Below are 19617 nucleotides of genomic sequence, written 5' to 3' on the forward strand. Positions count from 1 at the left end.
GGTGAATCTGTGGCGGATCGTGGACTGGCTAAATACCGTGCCGTTAGCCCAGACTCGTCAGGCTGCTTTTGAGCGATTGATGCCTCCGGCAATGACCTAAAACCAATTCGCCAACAGTATCCCGTTGGAAGAAGAACCCCATAGTCAAGAATGGCCAACGGCCTACTACCGGGGTGTGGAAGGCGTACCGGAGGAGTTGACTCGAATCAGCGAATGCACGGGGCGCCAGGTGGTATACGTCGGCGAATGGCATTCCCATCCGGACCGGTGCAGCGTACGGCCCAGTGAGGATGACAAAGAGTTGTTCGCTTACCTGCAGCACGAACGCCTGACAGACGGGTTACCAGCGGTAATGGCCATTGCTGGGGAGCATGGTACTACGGGATGGTACGTAGCCGATATTGCAGCTGGTGCAGAGCATCGCCTACCAATTTAGGCCGTGATGTGCAGCTCAACCCACAGTCGCTCGGCGCTGGTATCTTCCCGCACCTGGTCCAGGAAAGGCTGCCATTGGCTGGCGGATACCCCTTCAGGGCGGGCAGGTATTCCCGTATCTGCCCGTAACAGGCGGCCTTTCGTTTTGGATTGTAGCCGTTCGTAGAGTGGACCGAATGGCATGGCCCACCGCTTACGGCGAGCCTGTTCCTCGTCGACCGGCACCAGGGCCACTAAGTCCTCTCGCTCCATAAGCTCAAGGCCCTGCACCGATAACGTCGCGTTGTGGCTACCGTGGTGCCCTACTTTATAGACAGCTACCCGGCGAAGTAAATCAAGCCCACTAACTGATTTACCGCCGTCCTGCCACCGCACATCTGCCCACGATAGCCAGTTTCCGGCTTGCGCATCGCCAGGAAACAGCAACACTTTGCCACCCGGCAACTCGAAGGCTAATACCAAGCTGGTATTGTTCGTGTCGCTATCTAGGTCAAGTGCCAAGTGCTCGGCTGCCCCAAGCCAGTCTTGGTCGATGCGCCGCCAAGCGGGACCACCTTCACTTACGCCCTTAAAGCCGTAGTGGTCACGGAAAAAATGGGCGTGCTCTATCTGCTTATGCGAGTCGGCCAAACTGCCAAGGGGCAGCACAAACTGTTGGTTGAAGGGCGCGTCTGTCGCCATATTGTCTGACAACGCTGCCGCATAAAAGCCGCCGGAGCGTAAGCTGGCCTCCTGGTCCGCAAAGGCTTGTGGTCTGGCTTGCTCGTACACCTGTCCTTTTCGCGGATTAGACCGCTTGAGCAGTAGTTCATCTTGTGGTGGACCTAGTACGTAGGTCTGCACAGCAGGGGAATTAGGCAAAGCACGGGGCGGTTGCCCAGGCCAGCAATAGCGCACGGGTCCAAGAGTCTGCACAAACTGCATCTGCTCGGCCGTACTGGCCATTGCAGCCGCTCCCATTTCGCCGTGAAATGCCAGTACCTCTTGTAGTTCAACGGCCCGTGGGTCGTTGGCTGCCTGCATGCGTTGGGTGGCCGCTACCAGAGCGGTCAGAGCCTGTTGCCGGTTTTCACGCAGCTGACGCGCCAGTGGGTTTTGCATGTCTTCGGTCCAAGCGACCCACACTTCGCCGATGTGCAGGCGCTCAAACACTTCCTTGGCAAAGCTGAAGCCCGCAAGGTGGTCCCAATGCTCATGGGTGGCCACCAGAATATCTAAACGCCCCCCGGTGGAAGCCTCGATGTCGGCGGCAATGAGTTGCATGCGCTGTTGCGCACCAGCAGTTCCGAAGAAGACGCCACAATCAATTAACACATAGCAGGGAGACTCACCTGGCCCAGCAAAAGCCAGTAAAAAGCAGTCACCTAGCCCGCCTGAGCGATACATTCGAATAGTAGCTCCCGTTGGTGGGGGCAGTAGTAGTGCAGCCATGGTGTGGTAGAGTTATGATTGAGCGCCTTGGCGGTGCAACATCGCAAAAGGCTCTGGCAGGCCATCCTCTTTTAGCTCGCCGCGACTACCGAAATAGGTGCCGCGCACCGCTGGAATCCACTGTTGTTGTAGGTGCCGTCGCTGTTGTTCGAGCCGTTGCTCGCTCAGCACATCCTTGCGAATAGCATAGCGCACCGCTCCCGAGTCCAAATCAACGAGTAGGGTGCAGCCCCCGCGAAAAATAAAGTCTGCGGTTGGCGGCTCCATGAGGCCCTGGTCTACTTTGGCTTGAGTGGCAGCATCGAAGTAGCCGCGCCGGCGCTGCGTTGCTACGATGACTAAGTCGGTGCGTACCTCCCCGCTCGGACCGATGCGCCTTGCCGGGCGCACCGCATGAATTTCTATGGTCGGGTAGCCCTTAAAAGTAGAACTTGGGAAAAAGGATGCCGGCACCTCGGGGCCGATGGTGAGACCTAGGGCACGCACAGCGGCCAAATGAGGCGGGTCAAATAATCCATTCTGTAGCTTTTCCTGATTCCTTTGGGCCTGGTCAAAAACTGCCCGCCGGTTAGACGACAGCCCCCAGTCCGGGCATAGGCCTCGCAGGACAGCTGCGTCACCCAGCGCATTGGCTAAAGCAGTTGCTTCTTCATCTGTAGGAGCCTCCCAAAGCAGGCTTTCTTCGGATAGGTTACGAACCCCTTCCGGGTAAATACCCCAACGTCGAAAGGAGTCGATAAGGGCTACGCGGTAATAAAGCGTATCATCAGCGACCACATCCCGGTCGGCCGTGATAAGTGCCCGTAGGTAGTCACCAAAGGTCAGGTCCACGGGAGGGCAGTAATCGAGTGCCCGTATGCACATCCGCAGCATGTGCCGGGCCGCGCTAGCGGCCTCCTGTGCCAGTCGATTAATAAGGTCGGGGTGCAGGGCCCCAGCTGGCAGAATACCCGTGCCGGCCGTAGCAATACGGAGCAAATCTGCTGTACGAGTCTGATAGATTTGCAGGAAGGCGCCGAAAATCGCCGCTACCAAGATGCTGCCTCTGGCGTGTGGCTCGGTGGCTTGACTTAAGGCCAGCGGGTCGGGTACCACAGGATGCCAGGCGTTTGTAACCGGGTCGTGCCTGCCGAGAGTGTCACGTAGAGCCCCATGCGAGCCAATAGCCTGCCCAAATTCTTGGGCCAGCTCGCCAAGTAGATTTTGGCTGGCGAGGTCCCCTCGCGTACGGGCTAGTTGATGACGCAGTACATCCGGATAAGAAAAGTGCTGCAGCAGTGCCACTAGGTCGGCAAAGGCTTCGTGAAAGGCCAGCACGTCCGGATTGCTCGGCTCGGCGAAGCGGCGATGCATGCCATCGAGTAGCGCGTGCGTGACTTCATGCGCAATAACATCGTGCGACAAGCAGGTAAACACCAAACCCCCAGGCAATGCCAAGGCCGCTTGCCGGGGGGTAGCATTGAAATAGCCGAATAACAGCGCTTTCTTGTCCGGGCTATAGTAGGCGTTGGCCTCGCGCAGTGCATGCGGATAAATGCGGAGCCGCTGCACATACTGCCATCGGTCAGGCCCGGCGTGGCCTTGCCGGGGGACAGACCAGAGCACCCGCCGACCAAGAGCCTCTTCAAACCGCTGAATGGTAATCATGGCCACGGCATACAGCATCTGCTGATGGAAGCGCGGGTCACCTTCTGACGGAGCCAAGCCATCTTGTGCGAGTAGATAGGGGTCGTTTAAGTCTACTGGTGGATAAGCTGCCCCCGACGCCGGGTCCACATCCACAATCTCCAAGTATTCGCCTACTGGCCCCGGCTCTAGGTTTTCCCAGGCCACCGAAAGCGTGAGCTGGTTGATGGCAACGGTATCAAGCCTGGTCGTAAGACTCGGGTCAAACGCAAATACCCGCAGGCGGCGCTTAGGTGGTACAGGGTACGAAGCCATGGGTAGAAACTGTGCTAGGTCAACTTAATTAAGGCTTAGCGGAAAGAGGCGCGTTTGGTGCTTGGCGTCGCAACCGCACCCACGGTGGTCAGCACGTAAGTTCTTGGGCATATGTCCACATTGCTGGCAAGCCAAGGCCTCGGCTAGGTCGTAGGCGGCTTGGCCGAACTCACGCACGTCGTTATCCGACCAGTCGTTGCCCAATGAGTTAAAGTGAGCACCTACCTCATTGCGGATAAGCTTTATTGCATCGAGCTTTTCGTGGTGCCGTTTCAGCGCAATCTTTATCCAGTTTTCTTCCAGATGGGGTGCTATGGGATTCCCCTGAGCATCGCGCCGCACCCGCTGCACTTTGGCTTCTTGAAATAGCTTTTTGGTGGTGCGGAGTAAGTCTCCTAGCGTGTGCCCACGACCAGGCCTGTATTTCAAGCTGCACTCATAGTAGGCTGCCAAATTATCCAACACATTTTCCAACAGGACGCCGGCTTTAGACGCTACCGCTTGCCGGTCAAATATGTCTGCTTCCAATGCCAATGCCAATTCGGCTATCAAGATTTGGTCTTCATGAGGCCGCAAACCACGGGCTAAAGTCCAGCGTTCGAGCTTGAGGAGGTGCACACCGGCGCCACTTATTTTATAGTAATCGTGCCAGAGTCGGTTGTGCGTGGCCACAATGACTTGTTGGAAATTTGATGCTTGTGCGGCCAACAAGTCGGATATGCGGCGGAAATGCTGCGCATCAACAGAGGTAAATACGTCGTCGAGCACGAGCACGATCTGCTTCGGGTTGTCGCGCTTGGCTAGCGCTAACCAGAGGCAAAAACCAAACGTGTCGAGGTGAGATTCGCTAAAATAAGCTTGTGGCACGACGCCGCTTTTATCTTCAAAAGTGGCCTGCTGTTCGAGCGAAGCCCTTTTGACATCATCCATTTCGAGGCGGTGAAGACCGATTTTTTCACCGGGGTGTATGGCTTGATATAGGGTGTTTACTTCACCGATGATATCATCCAGAATGGTTTGTACAAATTCACGCCGCTTATTAACGACCAAAGTGCATGCACCGCGCAGCCTTTCTAAGCTGGTGTTTAGCCTAGCCACTTCAGCCGTGCTCTCGTTCAGCAAACGGGCCTGCGTTTTGATGTTATTATAAACGGTAAGTCGAGTTTGCAGACTCTCGTGTTCGCTTCCTACCGCTTCGCTTATTGCCATTAAACGCTCACTGAGGGCGACAATAGAAGCGCTTGTGGTATCGCTAGGCTCTGCAACGGCCAATTCGGCTTCATGTGCTTTCCAATCTAGACTCAGTGTCCCTACCGCTGCTGGTTCGTAACTCGCAAAGTGCGTAGTTAGAACCTTCGCTACCCGGACCGTTTCCCGGTTGCAACGGACATTCTCATCGGCCGCCGTTTTTAGACGAATTTGCGCATCACTTAACTTTTGTAGCAGCGAGCGGGAGGTCTGCAGCTGCTCAAGTTGTGACTGAATGCGCAGGCGAAGTTCATCTGCCTGCACTCCATTATCACATAATGGACAGGTGCTTGGGTCAGCAGGCAATGCTAAGTAGCGCTCAGCTGAGCTTAGTAGGCTAATCAGGTCAGAGCTGCGTTCATTGGCACCTTGGTTCAGGTCCTGTAAAGCAGTCTCAGCTGCATCCAACGTGCTTTTCTCTTTGATGTAATTCGTTTGGGCATTTTGCCACTGGGTAACAATAGCTGCTACCTGTTGCATGGCGGCATGCCCCTTTGCCAACTTGTCCAGTTGGTCTTGTAGGTCTCCAGTACTTTCCGCCGCTCGATACGTGGCCCAGGCTAGTGGGTCACTATCTGGCTCTCCCGACTGTTTTTCCTGTTCCCAAAGGGCGCGCAGGGTCTTCTCAGCTTGCGCTCTGGCAGATTCAGCGTTATTAAAAAGCTTTTCTACAGTATTGCAGTCAGTCCGCAACGCCGCCTCTGCATTGTCCACGCCAGTCACGGCAATAAACTCTTGAATGGCCTCGTAGCGTTTTGCCGGTGTGGCCTCGATGAGTTGTAGCAAGTCACGCCGCCGCAAAACCCGAATCTCGGGCATAATAGTGTCGGGGCTTCCTGCGGTGAGGACCACTGTTTTACCGCTCAATTTAGCCTTGCACGTGTGGCCAGCTTTCGTTGTCAGCTCAACCTCTACTGACTGAGCATCTTTGGTAAGCGAGGCAACGTGCTTTTGGGGGGCTTGGATACCAGGACGAAGCAGTGAACCAAAAGAGGCGTTACCGACCACATCAAGTGCATCTACGATGGTTGATTTGCCCGTGCCGTTCTCACCGAAGATGACCACGACATTGGTTTTCAACCCGCCCTTTTCAGGTGTGAATTTTACCGTAACCGGCTGCGTCGCCCCACGAAAGTTCGTGAGCTTAAGATGCGTAATGCGTTGTGGCATGGTCGGTATTGGTAGAGGGTGAAGGTGCAGATTGACTCTTTTCGAGCAACCGGTGCCAGTCACCGGCTTTGGCATTCCCAGTCGTAAGTAGCACAGTAGCTGCCTCCTCGTCTGAAGCACTGATAAACTCGTCAGCACGCAATGCCGACACTATTTGTGCGGCTAATTCTTCGTTGGCGGTAGGCGGCGGGCCCGTTGCGGCGGATAATGACTGGGGCATTTGCGATTTAGAGGAGAATATAAGTGAATTAAGGTAGGTTACGGCGCACTTTGCCCGAGTTCCTGCAGGTTAAAGTTAAAGCCCTAAATGCTGAGCAGCATTAAAGTCCTCCACATCGTTGAGGCGAGCGTAGCGCTCAATCATCGCATCGGTCTTTTGCTTGGTCTGGTTCTTAATGGCCTTGTTGGATTGGCCCTTCTGGACAGCCACCGTCACGAAGGAAGCCCGTAAGGAGTGAGCAGTAAAGTGCGCCCCAAAATGCTTTTGGACCAGCTCATTCATGCCCTTTGCTGTCAGCCGATGCTTGCTCAGGCGCGAGGGCTCGCCGGCCGCTCCCCGGGCCAAGCGCACGAACAAGGGGCCAGTATTTCGTCCCAGTAACTCTTTCCATTCCAGCACCGCCCGCACCGGGCAGAACAACTCGTCCGGGGCGTAGAACACCGCTTTGTTTTCCAGCTCCCCGTACTGGTTGGTTTTGCTGCTGCCCATGTCGATGAGCAGGGACTTCGAGGTGAGCCGCACGTGGTCGACGTCCAAGGCTTCGAGTTCCGAGCGGCGGAAAGCACCGGCGAATCCCAGCAACAACAGGGCCCGGTCGCGTAGTCCAGCGGGCGTGGCGCGGTCCAATCCGCGAATCACCTGCTTGAGATGGTCGACCGTGAAGGCCGGCGCCTGCTTTTGGCGTTTGCCCTTGAGACGGGCGATGCCATCGAGCACCGCGGCCAGTTCGGGTGCCGCGACGGCCGAGTCGTAGCCGCGCAGCTGGTGGTTTTTCTGAATGGCGGCCAAGTGACGCTTGAGGGTTGCAAACTTGCGCGGAGGCCGGGGTGCCGTGGTGGGCCGGGCATTAGCGCGGGGCTCGGGAGGCGTGTCGGCCAGGAAGGTCACGTACTCGATGAGCGTCGCCACGTCGGCTGGCAGCGGGCAGCGGTTGTGCTCGGCGCAGAACCGGTCGAACACGCCTAGGTCCGACAGGTAGGCCCGGCGTGTGTTATCTGCGCCCTGCAGGCCGGCGTCCAGGTAAGCGGACGCGGCCGACGAAACCGTGGAGGACAGGCTGGCTCCGAATGGTTGAGGAACTGGCGCGGGGAGGTGGAACATATATATAAGGAGTAGCCACAGCGGAAAGCCCGCGAAAGAAGAAAAATGACTGCTGCTCCAAAAGTAGGTAATTACCGTCGATAAGTCTTAATTATCGACGGTAATTAATGCAAGTTGAAGAGGACTGTGGTAACAGAGAACATAATGGATTCAAATACCAAAATTGGCATAAGCGCACAAGACCAATTCAACTTACATTTGAAGGCTGTATTAACGCCTACATTCAAACTTGGATTCGCTGGCTTCAGCTTAGAACTTATCGCAGAGCTACAATCAAACAGTCTTTTATATGCAGCAGGTGGGCAAAACGCAGCAAGTTTCAGTGTCCGAGCCAACATGGATTACAACTCATTGGAATGATACCATTTCTTTCTTCACGGAGAACGCTACAGACATAAAAGTCAACGTATTAGGTGCCGCGCTTGGTGCGTTCTTAGGCTTGGTTGCCGCGTATTATGTCTACAAACTGCAGGTATGGGCCTCTAACCGAAGTGAAAAGGAAGCTGCACGCCGAAAGCATCAAGAACACCTCAGCTATTTTGCTGGCGTTCTGCAAGACGTTTTAACGTATGCTACCGCCCAAGCGGACGCATTGGACAAGTTCGTGTCTGAGATAGCTGCGGCGCCCACAACTATTCAACGACTTGGGCTAGTCGTTAGCGGTTCTGTAGGCCGTCTGAACAGGGCAGACAGTGAAGCTACCTTCCATGCTTACAATGCCCTATTTGCCGATAACGCTGAGCATGAAAAGAATTATAAACGCATGCTTTCGCTTACTGATTCTTTGACCGCTCGCGTTGGCGCAGTGCGAGACTCGTTCGAACGCTATAGAGATAGTGCGTACCAGCGCCATTTGCGCTTCAAAGAACAAGTGCAAAAGTCATCCAACGATGTGGCTGCTTTATTGGATGAATATGATGCTTCCCGAACGGAGCGTATCATCAAGCGCGCTGACCCTACAGCCCAAATCATTGCAGAAGCGGAGCTAGGCAAGCTAAATGACTTATTGCTGGATTACGGAAAGCTAAATGCTCGGGTGGTTCCACTTGAATTGTATATGGAACAATATGTACGTCCCTTGAAAGAGTGGCTCAGTGAAAATAATCGCTTTCTCACTCCCAAAGGCAAAAACCTTCGCGAATTGCTCAAGGATGCTTCCGTCGTCTTCACCGACTTGAAGAAAGATGCGTTAGATTTTCAAGCAGCTTTTGCTTCTGGTGATATTCGCAAGACCATCAAAGCTTTAAGTGAGTCGCGCGATGCCTTAAGTTCATCTGTTCCTGAACAGCCAAGCTTGCATAAGGAATAGCTGGTGTCATGCTTCTAAAGGTTATATATTAATAAAAGGCCCATTTTACTTTCCCATTTATGGCAAAACGCTACTTTCTACCCTTTCTACTTCTACTAGTAAGTCTCCCAACGCTGGCCCAGCGGCCCAAGCCTGCCGCCGTTACTCTGCCCCCGGCCGATACGGTCTACTTTGACCGCGACTGGGAGCGCACCGAAACGCTGGAGGAAGTCAGCTACGCCCGCATTGCCCGCCACGACGCAGCCGGTAAAACCGTGGGCACCGTGCGGGACTACTTCTACCCCTCGTGGAAAAAGCAGTGGGAGGGCAAAATGGCCAGCGAGTCACCGGACAAGCCGACCGGTCTGTGCTGCGGCTGGCACGAAAACGGCCAGGTCAGCTTCCGAGGCACCTACCTGAACGGAGTGCAGCAATCGGATTTTCGCAGCTGGCAGCCCAACGGACGCGAAATCAAGTGCATCTATACAACCGAGGATGCCCTGCCCCTGAGCAATGCCACCATCCATTGCAGTACCTGCGTGCATTTGAGTCGGAAAGTGTTTGAAGTGGACGTGCCGGAGGGCACGGCCGGCATCGTGTACAAGCTCGACATCCGCGACGGCGAAACGGCCCCGTCGTGGTCCACGGCCATCGGGCTGGCCAGCGCGCTGAGCAACCCCGCCACGGGCACGGTTGCTTTGCTATCCATGGTATCGGCCACGCTCTCCAAGCAGAACACCGGGCCCACGCCGACGGTGAGCACCAAGTGCCGCTGGTACATCACCACGGACCCGGCGGCGGTGCAGCAGTTCATGGATACGAAAGGCTCAATTACCATCCCCAATTCGTGTTTGCGGGTGGCCAGCAACACGCCCCAGGAAACCCGGCCTATCACCCTGCCACCGGGCACGCGCCGCCTGTACGTCTGCGTGAACAACGATAATTACCGCGCCGACGCTACCGCTACCTTGAGCGTGACAGCCTTGGTGAAAGCCTGTAAATAAGCAGCGCCGGCTTCTGCCTTTAGTAGTGAATAGTCAGGCCGGCGCCCCACTTGTAGTCACTGTCATAGTTTGTGCTCAGGGAAAAGTACTTGCTGACCATGTAGCGGAAGGCGACGTTGTACTCACGGTCGGTGTTCACCAGCAGGTCGGCGAAGAAGTTGTTACTCAGGGGCAGGTCGGTGCGTTCCAACTGCAGACGCACCTTGCCGTTGCTGTCCAGGCGCAGCTCCGAGCGCACGAGCAGCGGCAGCAGGTAGTAGGCGCCCACATCGAACACGCGCCGGTTGTTCTTGGTGTTGCGCTCGCCCTCCGCCAGCAACGTGCGGTTGTTGCGGTAGTCAAAGCCCACGAACGCGGCGAGAAACTGCCGGTTATCAAGGTAGCGCAGCAGGTGGGTTTCGGTCTCGAAGTTGCCCTGGTAGTTCACCCGTCCCTCAAATTCCAGCGCGTTGCGGTTGTTGGTGAGGGTAGTTTCCAGGAAAGCGCCCTGCGAGTGCGCCATCAGGTCGGCCCAGAGGTAGGGCCGGTTGTCTTCCTTTTTCAGCTCCTCGTAGTCGGTGCGGGCGTACTGGTTCTGCGGGGTGCCCTCGTAGCTCACGATGCGGGCCATGCCGGCCATCATGTGGTAAAGGATGTGGCAGTGGAAAAACCAGTCCTGCTCCTCGTTGGCATCGAACTCGATGGTGACCTTGCCCATGGACTGGATGTCGAAGGTGTGCTTCATCGGCGAATAGGCGCCCTGGGCGTTGACGAGCCGGAAAAAGTGCCCGTGCAGGTGCAGCGGGTGGCGCATCATGGTGGTGTTGGTGAAGGTCATGCGCACGTTCTCGCCCTTGCGGATGGGAATCTTGTCGGCCTCGGACAAAGTCTTGTTGTCAAACGACCACACGTAGCGCAGCATGTTGCCGGTCAGGGTCAGGTTAATTTCCCGCCACTGCTTGGTGGAATCCAGCGTGGTGGGGTTGAGGGCCCGCAGCTGGTTGTAGTTGAAGTCACCGGCACTGCCGCTCATTCCGGCCATTCCTCCCATGTCCATGCCCGCCATGCCGCCCGTATCCTGCATGCTGCCCATGCTTTTGCCGGCTTTTTCCTGGGCATTCGCTGGCCGGTTCTGCGGCGAGGGGGCCGTGGTGGCGGGTGCCGAGCCGTGCTGCATGTCCATCCCTGGCATCTGCGAGCCACTGGCCGGCTTCTGGCCCGACATGCCCATGCCTTTCATTTCCCCACCGCTCTGCTGCTTGGTCATGCCGGCGCCGCCCATGTCCATGCCACTCATGTTGCCCATGCTGCCCATTTCGCGCATCATCTGGAAGTAGTTGATGCGGGGCAGGTCAGGCGCTTTCATCGGCTCGCCCTCCCCGATGTAGGTGGAGGTGTAGCCCGTGATGTCGTTGGCCGTGGCCCGAAACTCGGCTGCGCCCATCGCGGGCACCGTGACCAGCAGGTCGTAGGTTTCGGCCGTGGCAATTTCGAGCTTGGTGACCGGGAAGGGCTCCACGTTAATGCCGTCGGCAGCAATTACCTGGATGGGGCCGCCGGCGTACTGCAGGAAAAAGTACGAGGAGGCGCTGCCGTTGATGACGCGCAGGCGCACCACTTCCCCGGGCTTGGCGTCCTTGAAGTAGCCCTTTTCCTGCCCGTTGGTCAGAAACTTGTTGTAGTAGATGTCGGTCAGGTCCATGGCCGGCATGCGGCCCCACTCCTGCTTGAGCTTGTCCTTGAAGTAGCCGGCGGCCAGGGCCTCGCCGTAGCTCTGGGTGGCCCCTTTCTGCACCGCAAACCACTCGCCGGTGCGCTTAAGGTAGCGCAGCACCTCCTTGGACTTGTGGTCGGTCCAGTCGGAGAGCACCAGCACGTACTCCTTCATCTCGTAGGGAATCCGCTTGGGGTGAATGACGATAGAGCCGTACACGCCGTCCTGCTCCTGCAGCATGGTGTGGGAGTGGTACCAGTAAGTGCCGCTCTGAATCAGGGGGAACGTAAACGTGTGGGTGCCGCCGGGCTCGACCGGTGCCGTGTTGAGGTATGGCACGCCGTCCTGCTCGTTGGGCAGCAGCAGGCCGTGCCAGTGAATGGAGGTTTCCATGTGCATCTGGTTGTGCACCCGAATCACGGCCGTGTCGCCCTCGTTGAAGGTGAGCGTGGGGGCCGGAATCTGGCCGTTTATGCCGATGGCCCGGCGGGTGCGGCCGGTGAAGTTGACTAGGCGCTCGTCGACGTACAGGTCGTATTCTACCCGTTTGCCCACGTAGCTGCTGCGGGGCGTCACGACTTTGCCTTGCAGCTCGGCGGCCGGCGGCGCGGACTGGGTCAGGTGGGGCTCGGTGCCCTTGCCCATACGCATGCCGGGCATGCTCTGGGCCCAGGCGGGCAAGGTGGCCAGCAGCGCAGCCAGCAGAAGGATTACTCGCATCGTCAGTTAGTTATTGCTTTTGGGTTGGTTGCGCGCCGGGTTGTTGTCCTCGAAGCGAAACTTGTCCATCGGGCTGGGCATGGCCATGCCGGGCATCGTCCCGGTGCCCTTCATCTCCATTGGCTTGCCATCCTTGCCTTTCATGTCCATGTCCTTCATATCGCCCATGCCGGGCATGGACTCACCCTTTTTCATGCCTGGCATCCCCGACATGTCGTTTGATGCTTGGCGGGTTGCGCCGGGTTTCTGACCGCCGGCGGGCTGCATGCCGGGCATGTTCTCCATCCCCTTCATCGTGCCCATGTTGCCCATAGCAGGTTGGTTCCGGGGTGTGTTTTTCGGGCGGGCGGGCCCCATGTCCATGCCCGGCATGTTGCCCATGTCCATTTGAGCGGGCTGCGCTTTGCGGCCAGGCGCTTGGGCCGAGGGGCGCGGGGTGCTCATGCCGGGCATGTTCATTCCCGGCATATCCGCCATGGCCCCCGGCCGCACGCTGCGGCCTGCCGGTGCTGGCTGCCGTTGGCTGCCCCGCGGTTGGGTGGGCATGTTCATGCCTTCCATCGGCTCCATGGATTGGCTGCGCTTGCCTGGCTGGGCGGCCTTGGGGTCCATGTTCATGCCTTCCATGCCGGGTTGGGCGTTGTCTGGCGGTGTGCCGGCTGGTTGGCGAGTCCCGTCGCTTGTGCCGGGCTCTTCGCTGTGGGCGTCTGCATCCGAAGTCGGCATGTCCATGCCGGGCATTTCTTCCTCCCCACCGTGGCCGTGGCTTTTATCGAGCAGGTTGCCCTGGGGACCCACGCCCTCCACGTACACCAGCTGCGCGCCCCGGTGCCCGGCCACGGAAAGCGCGCCGGCCGCCGCCACTGCCGCCACCAGCACCAGCACCTCGTAGGCCCGGCGCTGCACTTTAAAGTAAAACCCGATGCCGGCTAACAGCAGCGTGATGCCCGAGAGCCAGGTAGTGTAGCTGGCAAACTGTTCGTGGGCCGCGAATACCGCCGCTGCCCGGGGTGATAGGCCCAGGGGCATGGCATGAAACACGGTGCTGGCCGCTACCGCCCCGGCGAAGCCCCCGGCCATTACCGCCAGCGCAATCCAGCGCACCTGGGGCCAGTCCTTAAATACCAGCAGGGCCTGCAACGCCGCGGCGAGCATAATTAGGACAATGGGTAAGTGCACCACCAGGGGGTGCAGATTGGGAAAATCTGAAAACATAGAGCCGAATGAGCTAAGGCTGGTGCACGGAAAAACCCCGGCTCACTGCAAGCAGCAGCGCCGGGGCATTTCCCGATGGACGATGGAGAGGCGGTGCGGACCGCCGGCCCGGGATTTGTTGCTATTCTCTGTAGTGTACCATACGTAGCCGGGCCGAGCCAATGTTTACACGCCAAGGGCCAACCAGTTGCATAATTTCAAGCACCCCGGTAGCTGAGCAAATGCATCGTTCTTGGAGGTAGGCTGCTTTAGAGGGACGTTAAAACACAAAACGCCCGGCTGCGGGGCCGGGCGTTTTATCGGTTTTGATGGTTGCGGTCTAGGCGCCACAGGAGCCCAACTGGAATGACTAGGCCTTAGTCGCCTTGAATCCAGCATCTTCCACCAAGGCCAGCACCTGCTCTTCGGTCACGTCACCGGTCACGGTAAGCACCTTGCTGGGGTTCACCGTGTCCACTTGCCAGGAAGTGATGGCTTTCTCGCCGTTGAGGGTGGGAGTTACGGCTTTGATGCAGCTGCCGCAGTTGATGTTGGTGTTGAATTGAAGGGTTTTCATGGGAGTTAAGGAAGTGTCGCCCAAATCGGGCGGGTTCGATATAAGAACACCCAAAACTAGCGCGCGGTGCACCGTTAGGGGTACAGAATTAAGCTTCAGGCTTGCATGATTTGTGGCCGCTATTCCGCCACCGGACTGCTTGCCACTGCACTGACCGATGTTTTTAGTGGTGGCCCATGCCTCCGCTTAGCAGGTGTTTGCCCACCGCAAAGAGCACCAGCAGCACTAACCCGGCGATAAGCAAATAGCGGCCCCAGGGCGTCGGCAGAGCATCTGCGTGGCCCGCGGCCACGGCTTGGGCGTGAGCCTGCTTTTGCTGCCGCCACTTACCGATGCGCCCCCAGGGTTTGTAGACCGAAATGGCGGTGGCCGCCAGCAAAACCACCAGCGCGGCGGCTGCGTCGGCCAGCAGCTGCAGGCGCAGTCCGCGCAGGTCAGTCACGGATAGGTCGGTTTTGGCAGCTACTTCGGCCAAGTAGGTAACGGGCTGCATGTGCAAAAGCAGCAAGAGTGTGGCACCCACGGTGAGCACCAGCTTCACCAGCACCCAGTAATGCTTGAACAAGCCCCAGGGCGTGCCCAGCGCCTGCACCACGCCGGTGGCCAGCGCAGCCAGGCTGGAAGGCACGATGATAAACCAGCCACTCAGCCCCATGGCCAGGTAGGCCGTGCGCACCAGCAAGGCATCGGAACTGGTGAGGCCGGTGATGGCCAGAGCCAGGAACACGGCCACTGCACCCAGCCAGCCCACCGAAAACGTGATGTGGGCGGTGAGCATGAATTTACGCAGGGTGGGAGCCAGGGTCATCGGCGGGGCGGTTGAGGCGGGTAAATGACCCCGCAAAAGTAGGAGTGTCGCATAAGCTAGGCGTACAGAATTAGGCCGCGGACCAGCATAATTACCAGGTGGTAGCTCACGAAAAAGCCAGCCCGTACGCGACGGACTGGCTTCACAAGGTATTGAGAATACTTAAGCGGCAATGCCCTGACGGCAGGCCTGCTCGCAGCGGCGACAAGCCTCAGCGCATGCGCGGCAGTGCTCGGAGTGGGCACCGTGCTTTTCGCATTCGTCGGCGCAGGCCTTGCAGATTTCAGCGCACTCGCGTAGCAGATGGGCGGCGTGCTCCGAGCCGCGGGCCACGAGGCGGGCGGTGAGGGCACACACGTCGGCGCAGTCGCGGTCCAACAGGACGCAGCGGGCCATCATCTTCACATTGTCTTCCTGCAGGCAGGCCGTAGCGCAATGCTCACAGGCGGCGATGCAGGCGTTGAGGGCGTCGAGCAGGCTTTGGTTTTGGGTATGCATGGTTAAGAGGTGTAAGTGAACGAATAGGGCAGCCCAACTGGGCAGCTGACTAAGTATACCTGCTCTGTGGCCCACAGTTTTACATATTAATCTTCTTCCCTTGCATGATTTGGGGCCTCGTCTTTCACAACCGAAACCATTTCGGCGCGCAGCAGCCGGCGATACGCGGAAGGCGAACAGCGGGCCAGGCGCCGGAACTGGCCGGAGAAGTGTGCCAGGCTGGCGTACCCCAGGCGCCGGGCAATGAGGCCCACGCTCAGGGAAGAAGAAAGCAGCAGCTCCTGGGCATAAGCCAGCCGTTGACTTAGAATGTAGGCCGCCAGCGTCTTGTCACCCACCAGGCGGGCAAAGGCCGCACTCAGCTGCCCGTGGGTCAGGCCCAACTCCCGGGCCACCGCCGCCCCGAAAGCCCGGTGCCGCAGGCTTTCGCCGGGCTCGCGCAGCAAACGGTTTACCGCCACGCTCACCCGTTCCACCAGGGTCTGGTGAAAGGTTTCGAGTAAGGCAAACCGAGCCGCTTCGAGCGTGGCCCGCAGGCGGGGCCAGTCCAGCTCTTCGGCCGCGCCCGCCACCGTGGCGGCGCCCAGGCGCACGTCGAGCACCTGCAATCCCAAACCTTCCAGCTCCTGCCGCACCACCCGGATACCGCGCGCGCAGACCATGTGCTTGATGTAAAGCACAGTAGTGGGCGGAGCAGAATCGGGGCGATTAGGCATCAAGAAGGGAGGTTAAGGCAGGTAGATGCCGCGCTGCCAGCACTCGGTGTAGTCGAGCACCATGTGCAGCAGAAAGCCCACGGCCCAGATGCGGGTCCGCTCAGGCAGCAGCAGCAGCACGTAGCCGCCGATGGCCCAGTAGGTGTGAAAAGTGTGGAAGTTGATGCTACAGCGGTCCGGGTCGTAGAAGGGCGTGGCCCACAGGTGGTCCAGGTCGAGCAGCAGAGCAGCGGCCAGCACCAGCCATACGCGCCGCCAGTGGGGGCGGTGGAAGGACAGGGCGTACAGCCCCGGTACCGTGATGTGGAAAAAGGCGTGCAGCATAACCTAGCGGGTGGGCAGCACCGGATTCCGGTCCGAAGCCGGCGTAAGCGGCTGCGCGTCGAGCTCTTGGGGGTGGTCGTCCAGGCCCGTTTCCTGGTGAGAAGCGAAGTATTGGGCCAGGGCCTTTTCGCCCACCAGCCAGAACACCACGGGCGTCACGATGATGTCGAGGAAGGTGGAGCTGAGCAGGCCGCCCAGAATCACGGTGGCCACCGGATACAGGATTTCCTTGCCGGGCGCGTCCTTGGCCAGGGTGAGCGGCACCAGGGCCAGGGCGGCCACCAGGGCCGTCATCAGCACCGGCACCAGGCGTTCCAGGGAGCCGCGGATAATCATCGGAATGCCGAACTTCTCGCCCTCGTGCTCCACGAGGTGGATGTAATGCGAAATCATCATGATGCCGTTGCGCGAGGCAATGCCGGTGAGCGTGATGAAGCCTACCAGCGAGGCAATGCTAAACGTGCCACCCGTGAGCAGCACCGCCACCACCGAGCCGATGAGGGCCAGCGGGATGTTGAGCATAATCTGGCCCACCATCCACGAGGACTTGAAGTGCGAGAATAAGACCAGGAAGATGCCAGCCAGCGAAAACAAGCTCAGCCACATAATCTTCTGCGAAGCCGACTGCTGGCTCTCGAACTGTCCGCCGTAGGTAAGGTAGTAACCCGGCGGCAGCTTCACCTGCGCATTTACCTTGGCCTGAATCTCCTTGACGGTGGAGCCCAGGTCGCGCTCGGCCACGTTCAGCGAGATGGTGATGCGGCGCTGGGTATTTTCGTGGTTGACGGTGTTGGGACCCGGCTCGTAGACAATATCAGCTACCTGGCTCACGGGTATCATGGCGCCGCTAGGCGTTTCGATGCGCGTCTGCCCAATGGCGGCGATGTCGTTACGCTGCTGCTCGGGCAGCTTCACCACTAAGTCAAAGCGCTTCTGTCCGTCAAGCATCTGCGAGACGACGGCGCCCTGAAACAGGGTTTCCAGGTCGCGCACTACTTCGCCCCGGGCCATGCCGTAGGCGCGCAGGGCCTCATCGCGGGGCCGGATGAGCAGCTGCGGAATCTGCACCTGCTTCTCGACTTGCAGGTCCACCACGCCGGGCACGGTTGCAGCGGCCGTCCGCACTTCGTTGGCGTAGCGGCGCAGCTCCAGCAGGTCGTTGCCGAATACCTTGATGGCTACCTGGGCCCGTACGCCCGACAAGAGGTGGTCCAAGCGGTGGGAAATGGGCTGGCCGATGTTGACGTTGACGCCCGTAATCAGGCTCAATTTCTCGCGCATGTCGGCCAAAATCTCGTCGCGGCTGCGCATGGTTTTGCCTTCCTTTTCCAGCTCCTCCTCGGTCTTGAAGGCCACCTCGATTTCCGAGTTGTTCACCGATTCGGCGTGCTCGTCGAGCTCGGCGCGGCCGGTGCGGCGGGCGGTATAGGCCACTTCCGGAATCTTGAGCATCTGTTGCTCGCCCAGGCTGCCCAGTCGGTTGGATTCGGTGAGGGAGGTGCCAGCCGGGGCCGAGAAGTTGACCGTGAGCGAGCCTTCGTTGAAGGGCGGCAGAAACTCGGTGCCGAAGAAAGGAATCAGCGCCATCGCCGCCACGAACAGCGCCCCGGTTACCCCGAGTATGGCCTTAGGGTGCTGCAGGCCCCAACCCAGCAGGCGGGTGTCCTTTTTCTTGAGCCAGCGCACCAGCCCGCCGTCGGTTTCGGGGTGGTCCATCTGCTTCATCTTCGGCAGCAGATAGTAGCAGAGCACCGGCGTGACGGTGAGCGACACGAACAGCGAGGCCACGATGCTGGTGATGTAGGCGATGCCCAAGGGCGCGAAAATGCGGCCTTCCATGCCCTCCAAAGCAAACAGCGGCAGGAACACCAGCACCACGATGATGGTGGCGTACACGATGGAATTGCGCACCTCAGAGGAGGCGGCATAGATGACCTTGAGCACCGGCTGCGGGTGAGCCTTTTGCTTGTTTTCACGCAGGCGGCGGTACACGTTTTCCACGTCCACGATGGCGTCGTCCACTAGCTCACCGATGGCAATGGCCAATCCGCCGAGCGTCATCGTGTTGATGCTGATGCCCGCCGCCCTAAACACCAGGGCCGTGACTAGCAGCGAGAGTGGAATGGCGACCAGCGAAATGAAGGTGGTGCGCACGTTCAGCAGGAAGGCAAACAGCACGATGACCACGAGAATGGCGCCGTCGCGCAGGGCTTCCTCGACGTTGGAAATCGACGACTTGATAAATTCCGACTGCTTGAACAGGCGCGTGTTGACCTGCACGTCTTTGGGCAGCGAAGGCTTCAATTCTACCAAGGCTTTCTCCACCGCTTCGGTCAGGCCCACGGTGGCGGCGCCGGGCTGCTTCTCGATGCTGAGAATTACGGCCGGCTTACCGTTCACGCTGCCGTCGCCGCGCTTGAAGCGGGCACCAAATTCTACTTTGGCAATGTCGGCCACGCGGATAGGCGACTGCTCGCGGTAGCCGACGATGATATTTTCGATGTCCCCAACCGAGCGCAGCCGGCCCAGGTTACGGATGAGGACTTCCGAGCCCTGGCGGTCGAAGAAGTTGCCGGTGGTGTTGAGGTTGGACTGGCGCAGGGCTTCCTCTACCTGGTTTACCGTGAGGCCCGTGGCGTTCAGGCGCGGCATGTCCAGCAGCACCTGGTACTGCAGGTTGTCGCCGCCAATGGGAATGACCTGGGCCACGCCCGGAATGGAGAGCAGGCGCTGGCGCACGGTGTAGTTCGCCAGCGTGCGCAAATCGGCCGCGTTCGTTTCTTTCCCTCCCGACAGTCCCACCAGCATAATCTGACCCATAACCGAGGAAATGGGGCCCAGCACCGGCGTGATGCCCTCGGGCAGCTGCTCGCCGGTGGTTTGCAGCTTCTCGCTCACAATCTGGCGGGCGGTGAAAATGTCGGTGCCGTAGTCAAACTCCACGAACACCATGCCCAGGCCGATGGCCGAGTTGGAGCGCACCGCCGACACGCCGGTGGCCCCGTTCAGGGCCGTTTCTACGGGTAGCGTCACCAGGGCTTCCACCTCTTCGGGGGCCATGCCGGGCGCTTCCAGAAACACCGTTACGCGGGGCCGGTCCAGGTCGGGCAGCACATCCACCGGCAGCTGGCCAGCCGTGTAGGAGCCGGCAATGATGAGGCCCACGGCAAAGGCCAGCATCAGCAGGCGGTTTTGCAGGGCAAAGCGAATTATCTTGTCAAGCATCGGTTGTTAGCGCAAAGAGGAAGA

15 protein-coding genes are annotated in these 19617 nt (G+C 58.8%); 3 read left to right on the forward strand and 12 right to left on the reverse strand.

All coding sequences use genetic code 11. The features are described 5' to 3' along the window. Positions 1-175 precede the first annotated feature (175 nt). On the forward strand, positions 176-436 hold the full coding sequence (locus ROI90_RS21205; RefSeq protein ID WP_380230182.1) for a Mov34/MPN/PAD-1 family protein: 261 nt from the start codon (positions 176-178) through the stop codon (positions 434-436). Here ROI90_RS21205 and ROI90_RS17655 read toward each other — a convergent pair. The 4 genes from ROI90_RS17655 to ROI90_RS17670 form a co-directional block, all read right to left on the reverse strand. After that, positions 433-1866, reverse strand: a complete 1434-nt coding sequence (locus tag ROI90_RS17655; RefSeq protein ID WP_243520683.1) for a ComEC/Rec2 family competence protein — start codon at positions 1864-1866, stop codon at positions 433-435. The genes ROI90_RS21205 and ROI90_RS17655 overlap by 4 nt on opposite strands. A gap of 12 nt (positions 1867-1878) precedes the next feature. Next, complete coding sequence (locus ROI90_RS17660) at positions 1879-3807, reverse strand: gluzincin family metallopeptidase (protein WP_243520684.1); 1929 nt, start codon at positions 3805-3807, stop codon at positions 1879-1881. A gap of 24 nt (positions 3808-3831) precedes the next feature. Beyond that, positions 3832-6225 (reverse strand): AAA family ATPase, encoded by a 2394-nt coding sequence (locus tag ROI90_RS17665; RefSeq protein WP_243520686.1) that lies wholly within the window; start codon positions 6223-6225, stop codon positions 3832-3834. A gap of 295 nt (positions 6226-6520) precedes the next feature. Further along, the gene (locus tag ROI90_RS17670; protein WP_243520465.1) at positions 6521-7546 is read right to left on the reverse strand and encodes a site-specific integrase; all 1026 of its coding nucleotides are present in this window, start codon (positions 7544-7546) and stop codon (positions 6521-6523) included. Between the two features lie 289 nt (positions 7547-7835). Between ROI90_RS17670 and ROI90_RS17675 the strand changes: the two genes are divergently transcribed. Both ROI90_RS17675 and ROI90_RS17680 read left to right on the forward strand, forming a co-directional pair. Next, positions 7836-8855 (forward strand): hypothetical protein, encoded by a 1020-nt coding sequence (locus ROI90_RS17675; RefSeq protein ID WP_243520467.1) that lies wholly within the window; start codon positions 7836-7838, stop codon positions 8853-8855. A 59-nt stretch (positions 8856-8914) separates the two neighbouring features. Then, positions 8915-9838, forward strand: coding sequence for a toxin-antitoxin system YwqK family antitoxin (locus ROI90_RS17680; RefSeq protein WP_315999685.1), 924 nt, complete (start codon positions 8915-8917; stop codon positions 9836-9838). A 19-nt stretch (positions 9839-9857) separates the two neighbouring features. Here the strand turns inward: ROI90_RS17680 and ROI90_RS17685 are convergent, their stop codons facing one another. From ROI90_RS17685 to ROI90_RS17720, 8 genes are all read right to left on the reverse strand, one after another. Next, complete coding sequence (locus ROI90_RS17685) at positions 9858-12251, reverse strand: multicopper oxidase domain-containing protein (protein ID WP_243520471.1); 2394 nt, start codon at positions 12249-12251, stop codon at positions 9858-9860. A gap of 6 nt (positions 12252-12257) precedes the next feature. Next, on the reverse strand, positions 12258-13466 hold the full coding sequence (locus ROI90_RS17690; protein WP_243520473.1) for a DUF2231 domain-containing protein: 1209 nt from the start codon (positions 13464-13466) through the stop codon (positions 12258-12260). A 349-nt stretch (positions 13467-13815) separates the two neighbouring features. Next, positions 13816-14022 (reverse strand): heavy-metal-associated domain-containing protein, encoded by a 207-nt coding sequence (locus tag ROI90_RS17695; protein ID WP_243520475.1) that lies wholly within the window; start codon positions 14020-14022, stop codon positions 13816-13818. 163 nt (positions 14023-14185) lie between these two features. Beyond that, positions 14186-14830: a hypothetical protein gene (locus tag ROI90_RS17700; RefSeq protein ID WP_243520477.1), complete on the reverse strand. Its 645-nt coding sequence runs from the start codon at positions 14828-14830 to the stop codon at positions 14186-14188. A 162-nt stretch (positions 14831-14992) separates the two neighbouring features. Continuing rightward, positions 14993-15328: a four-helix bundle copper-binding protein gene (locus tag ROI90_RS17705; RefSeq protein ID WP_243520479.1), complete on the reverse strand. Its 336-nt coding sequence runs from the start codon at positions 15326-15328 to the stop codon at positions 14993-14995. 86 nt (positions 15329-15414) lie between these two features. Then, positions 15415-16044 carry an AraC family transcriptional regulator gene (locus ROI90_RS17710; protein WP_315999686.1) on the reverse strand — a complete coding sequence of 210 codons (630 nt, stop codon included), beginning with the start codon at positions 16042-16044 and terminating at the stop codon, positions 15415-15417. A gap of 12 nt (positions 16045-16056) precedes the next feature. Beyond that, positions 16057-16368 (reverse strand): DUF6122 family protein, encoded by a 312-nt coding sequence (locus tag ROI90_RS17715; RefSeq protein WP_243520483.1) that lies wholly within the window; start codon positions 16366-16368, stop codon positions 16057-16059. Positions 16369-16371: 3 nt separating this feature from the next. Continuing rightward, entirely contained in the window at positions 16372-19593 is a 3222-nt protein-coding gene (locus ROI90_RS17720) for an efflux RND transporter permease subunit (protein WP_243520485.1), read from the reverse strand. Between the last annotated feature and the right edge of the window lie 24 nt (positions 19594-19617).

Origin of the sequence: Hymenobacter endophyticus (assembly GCF_032464715.1) — a bacterium.
In the GTDB taxonomy this organism is placed as follows: Bacteria; Bacteroidota; Bacteroidia; order Cytophagales; family Hymenobacteraceae; genus Hymenobacter; species Hymenobacter endophyticus.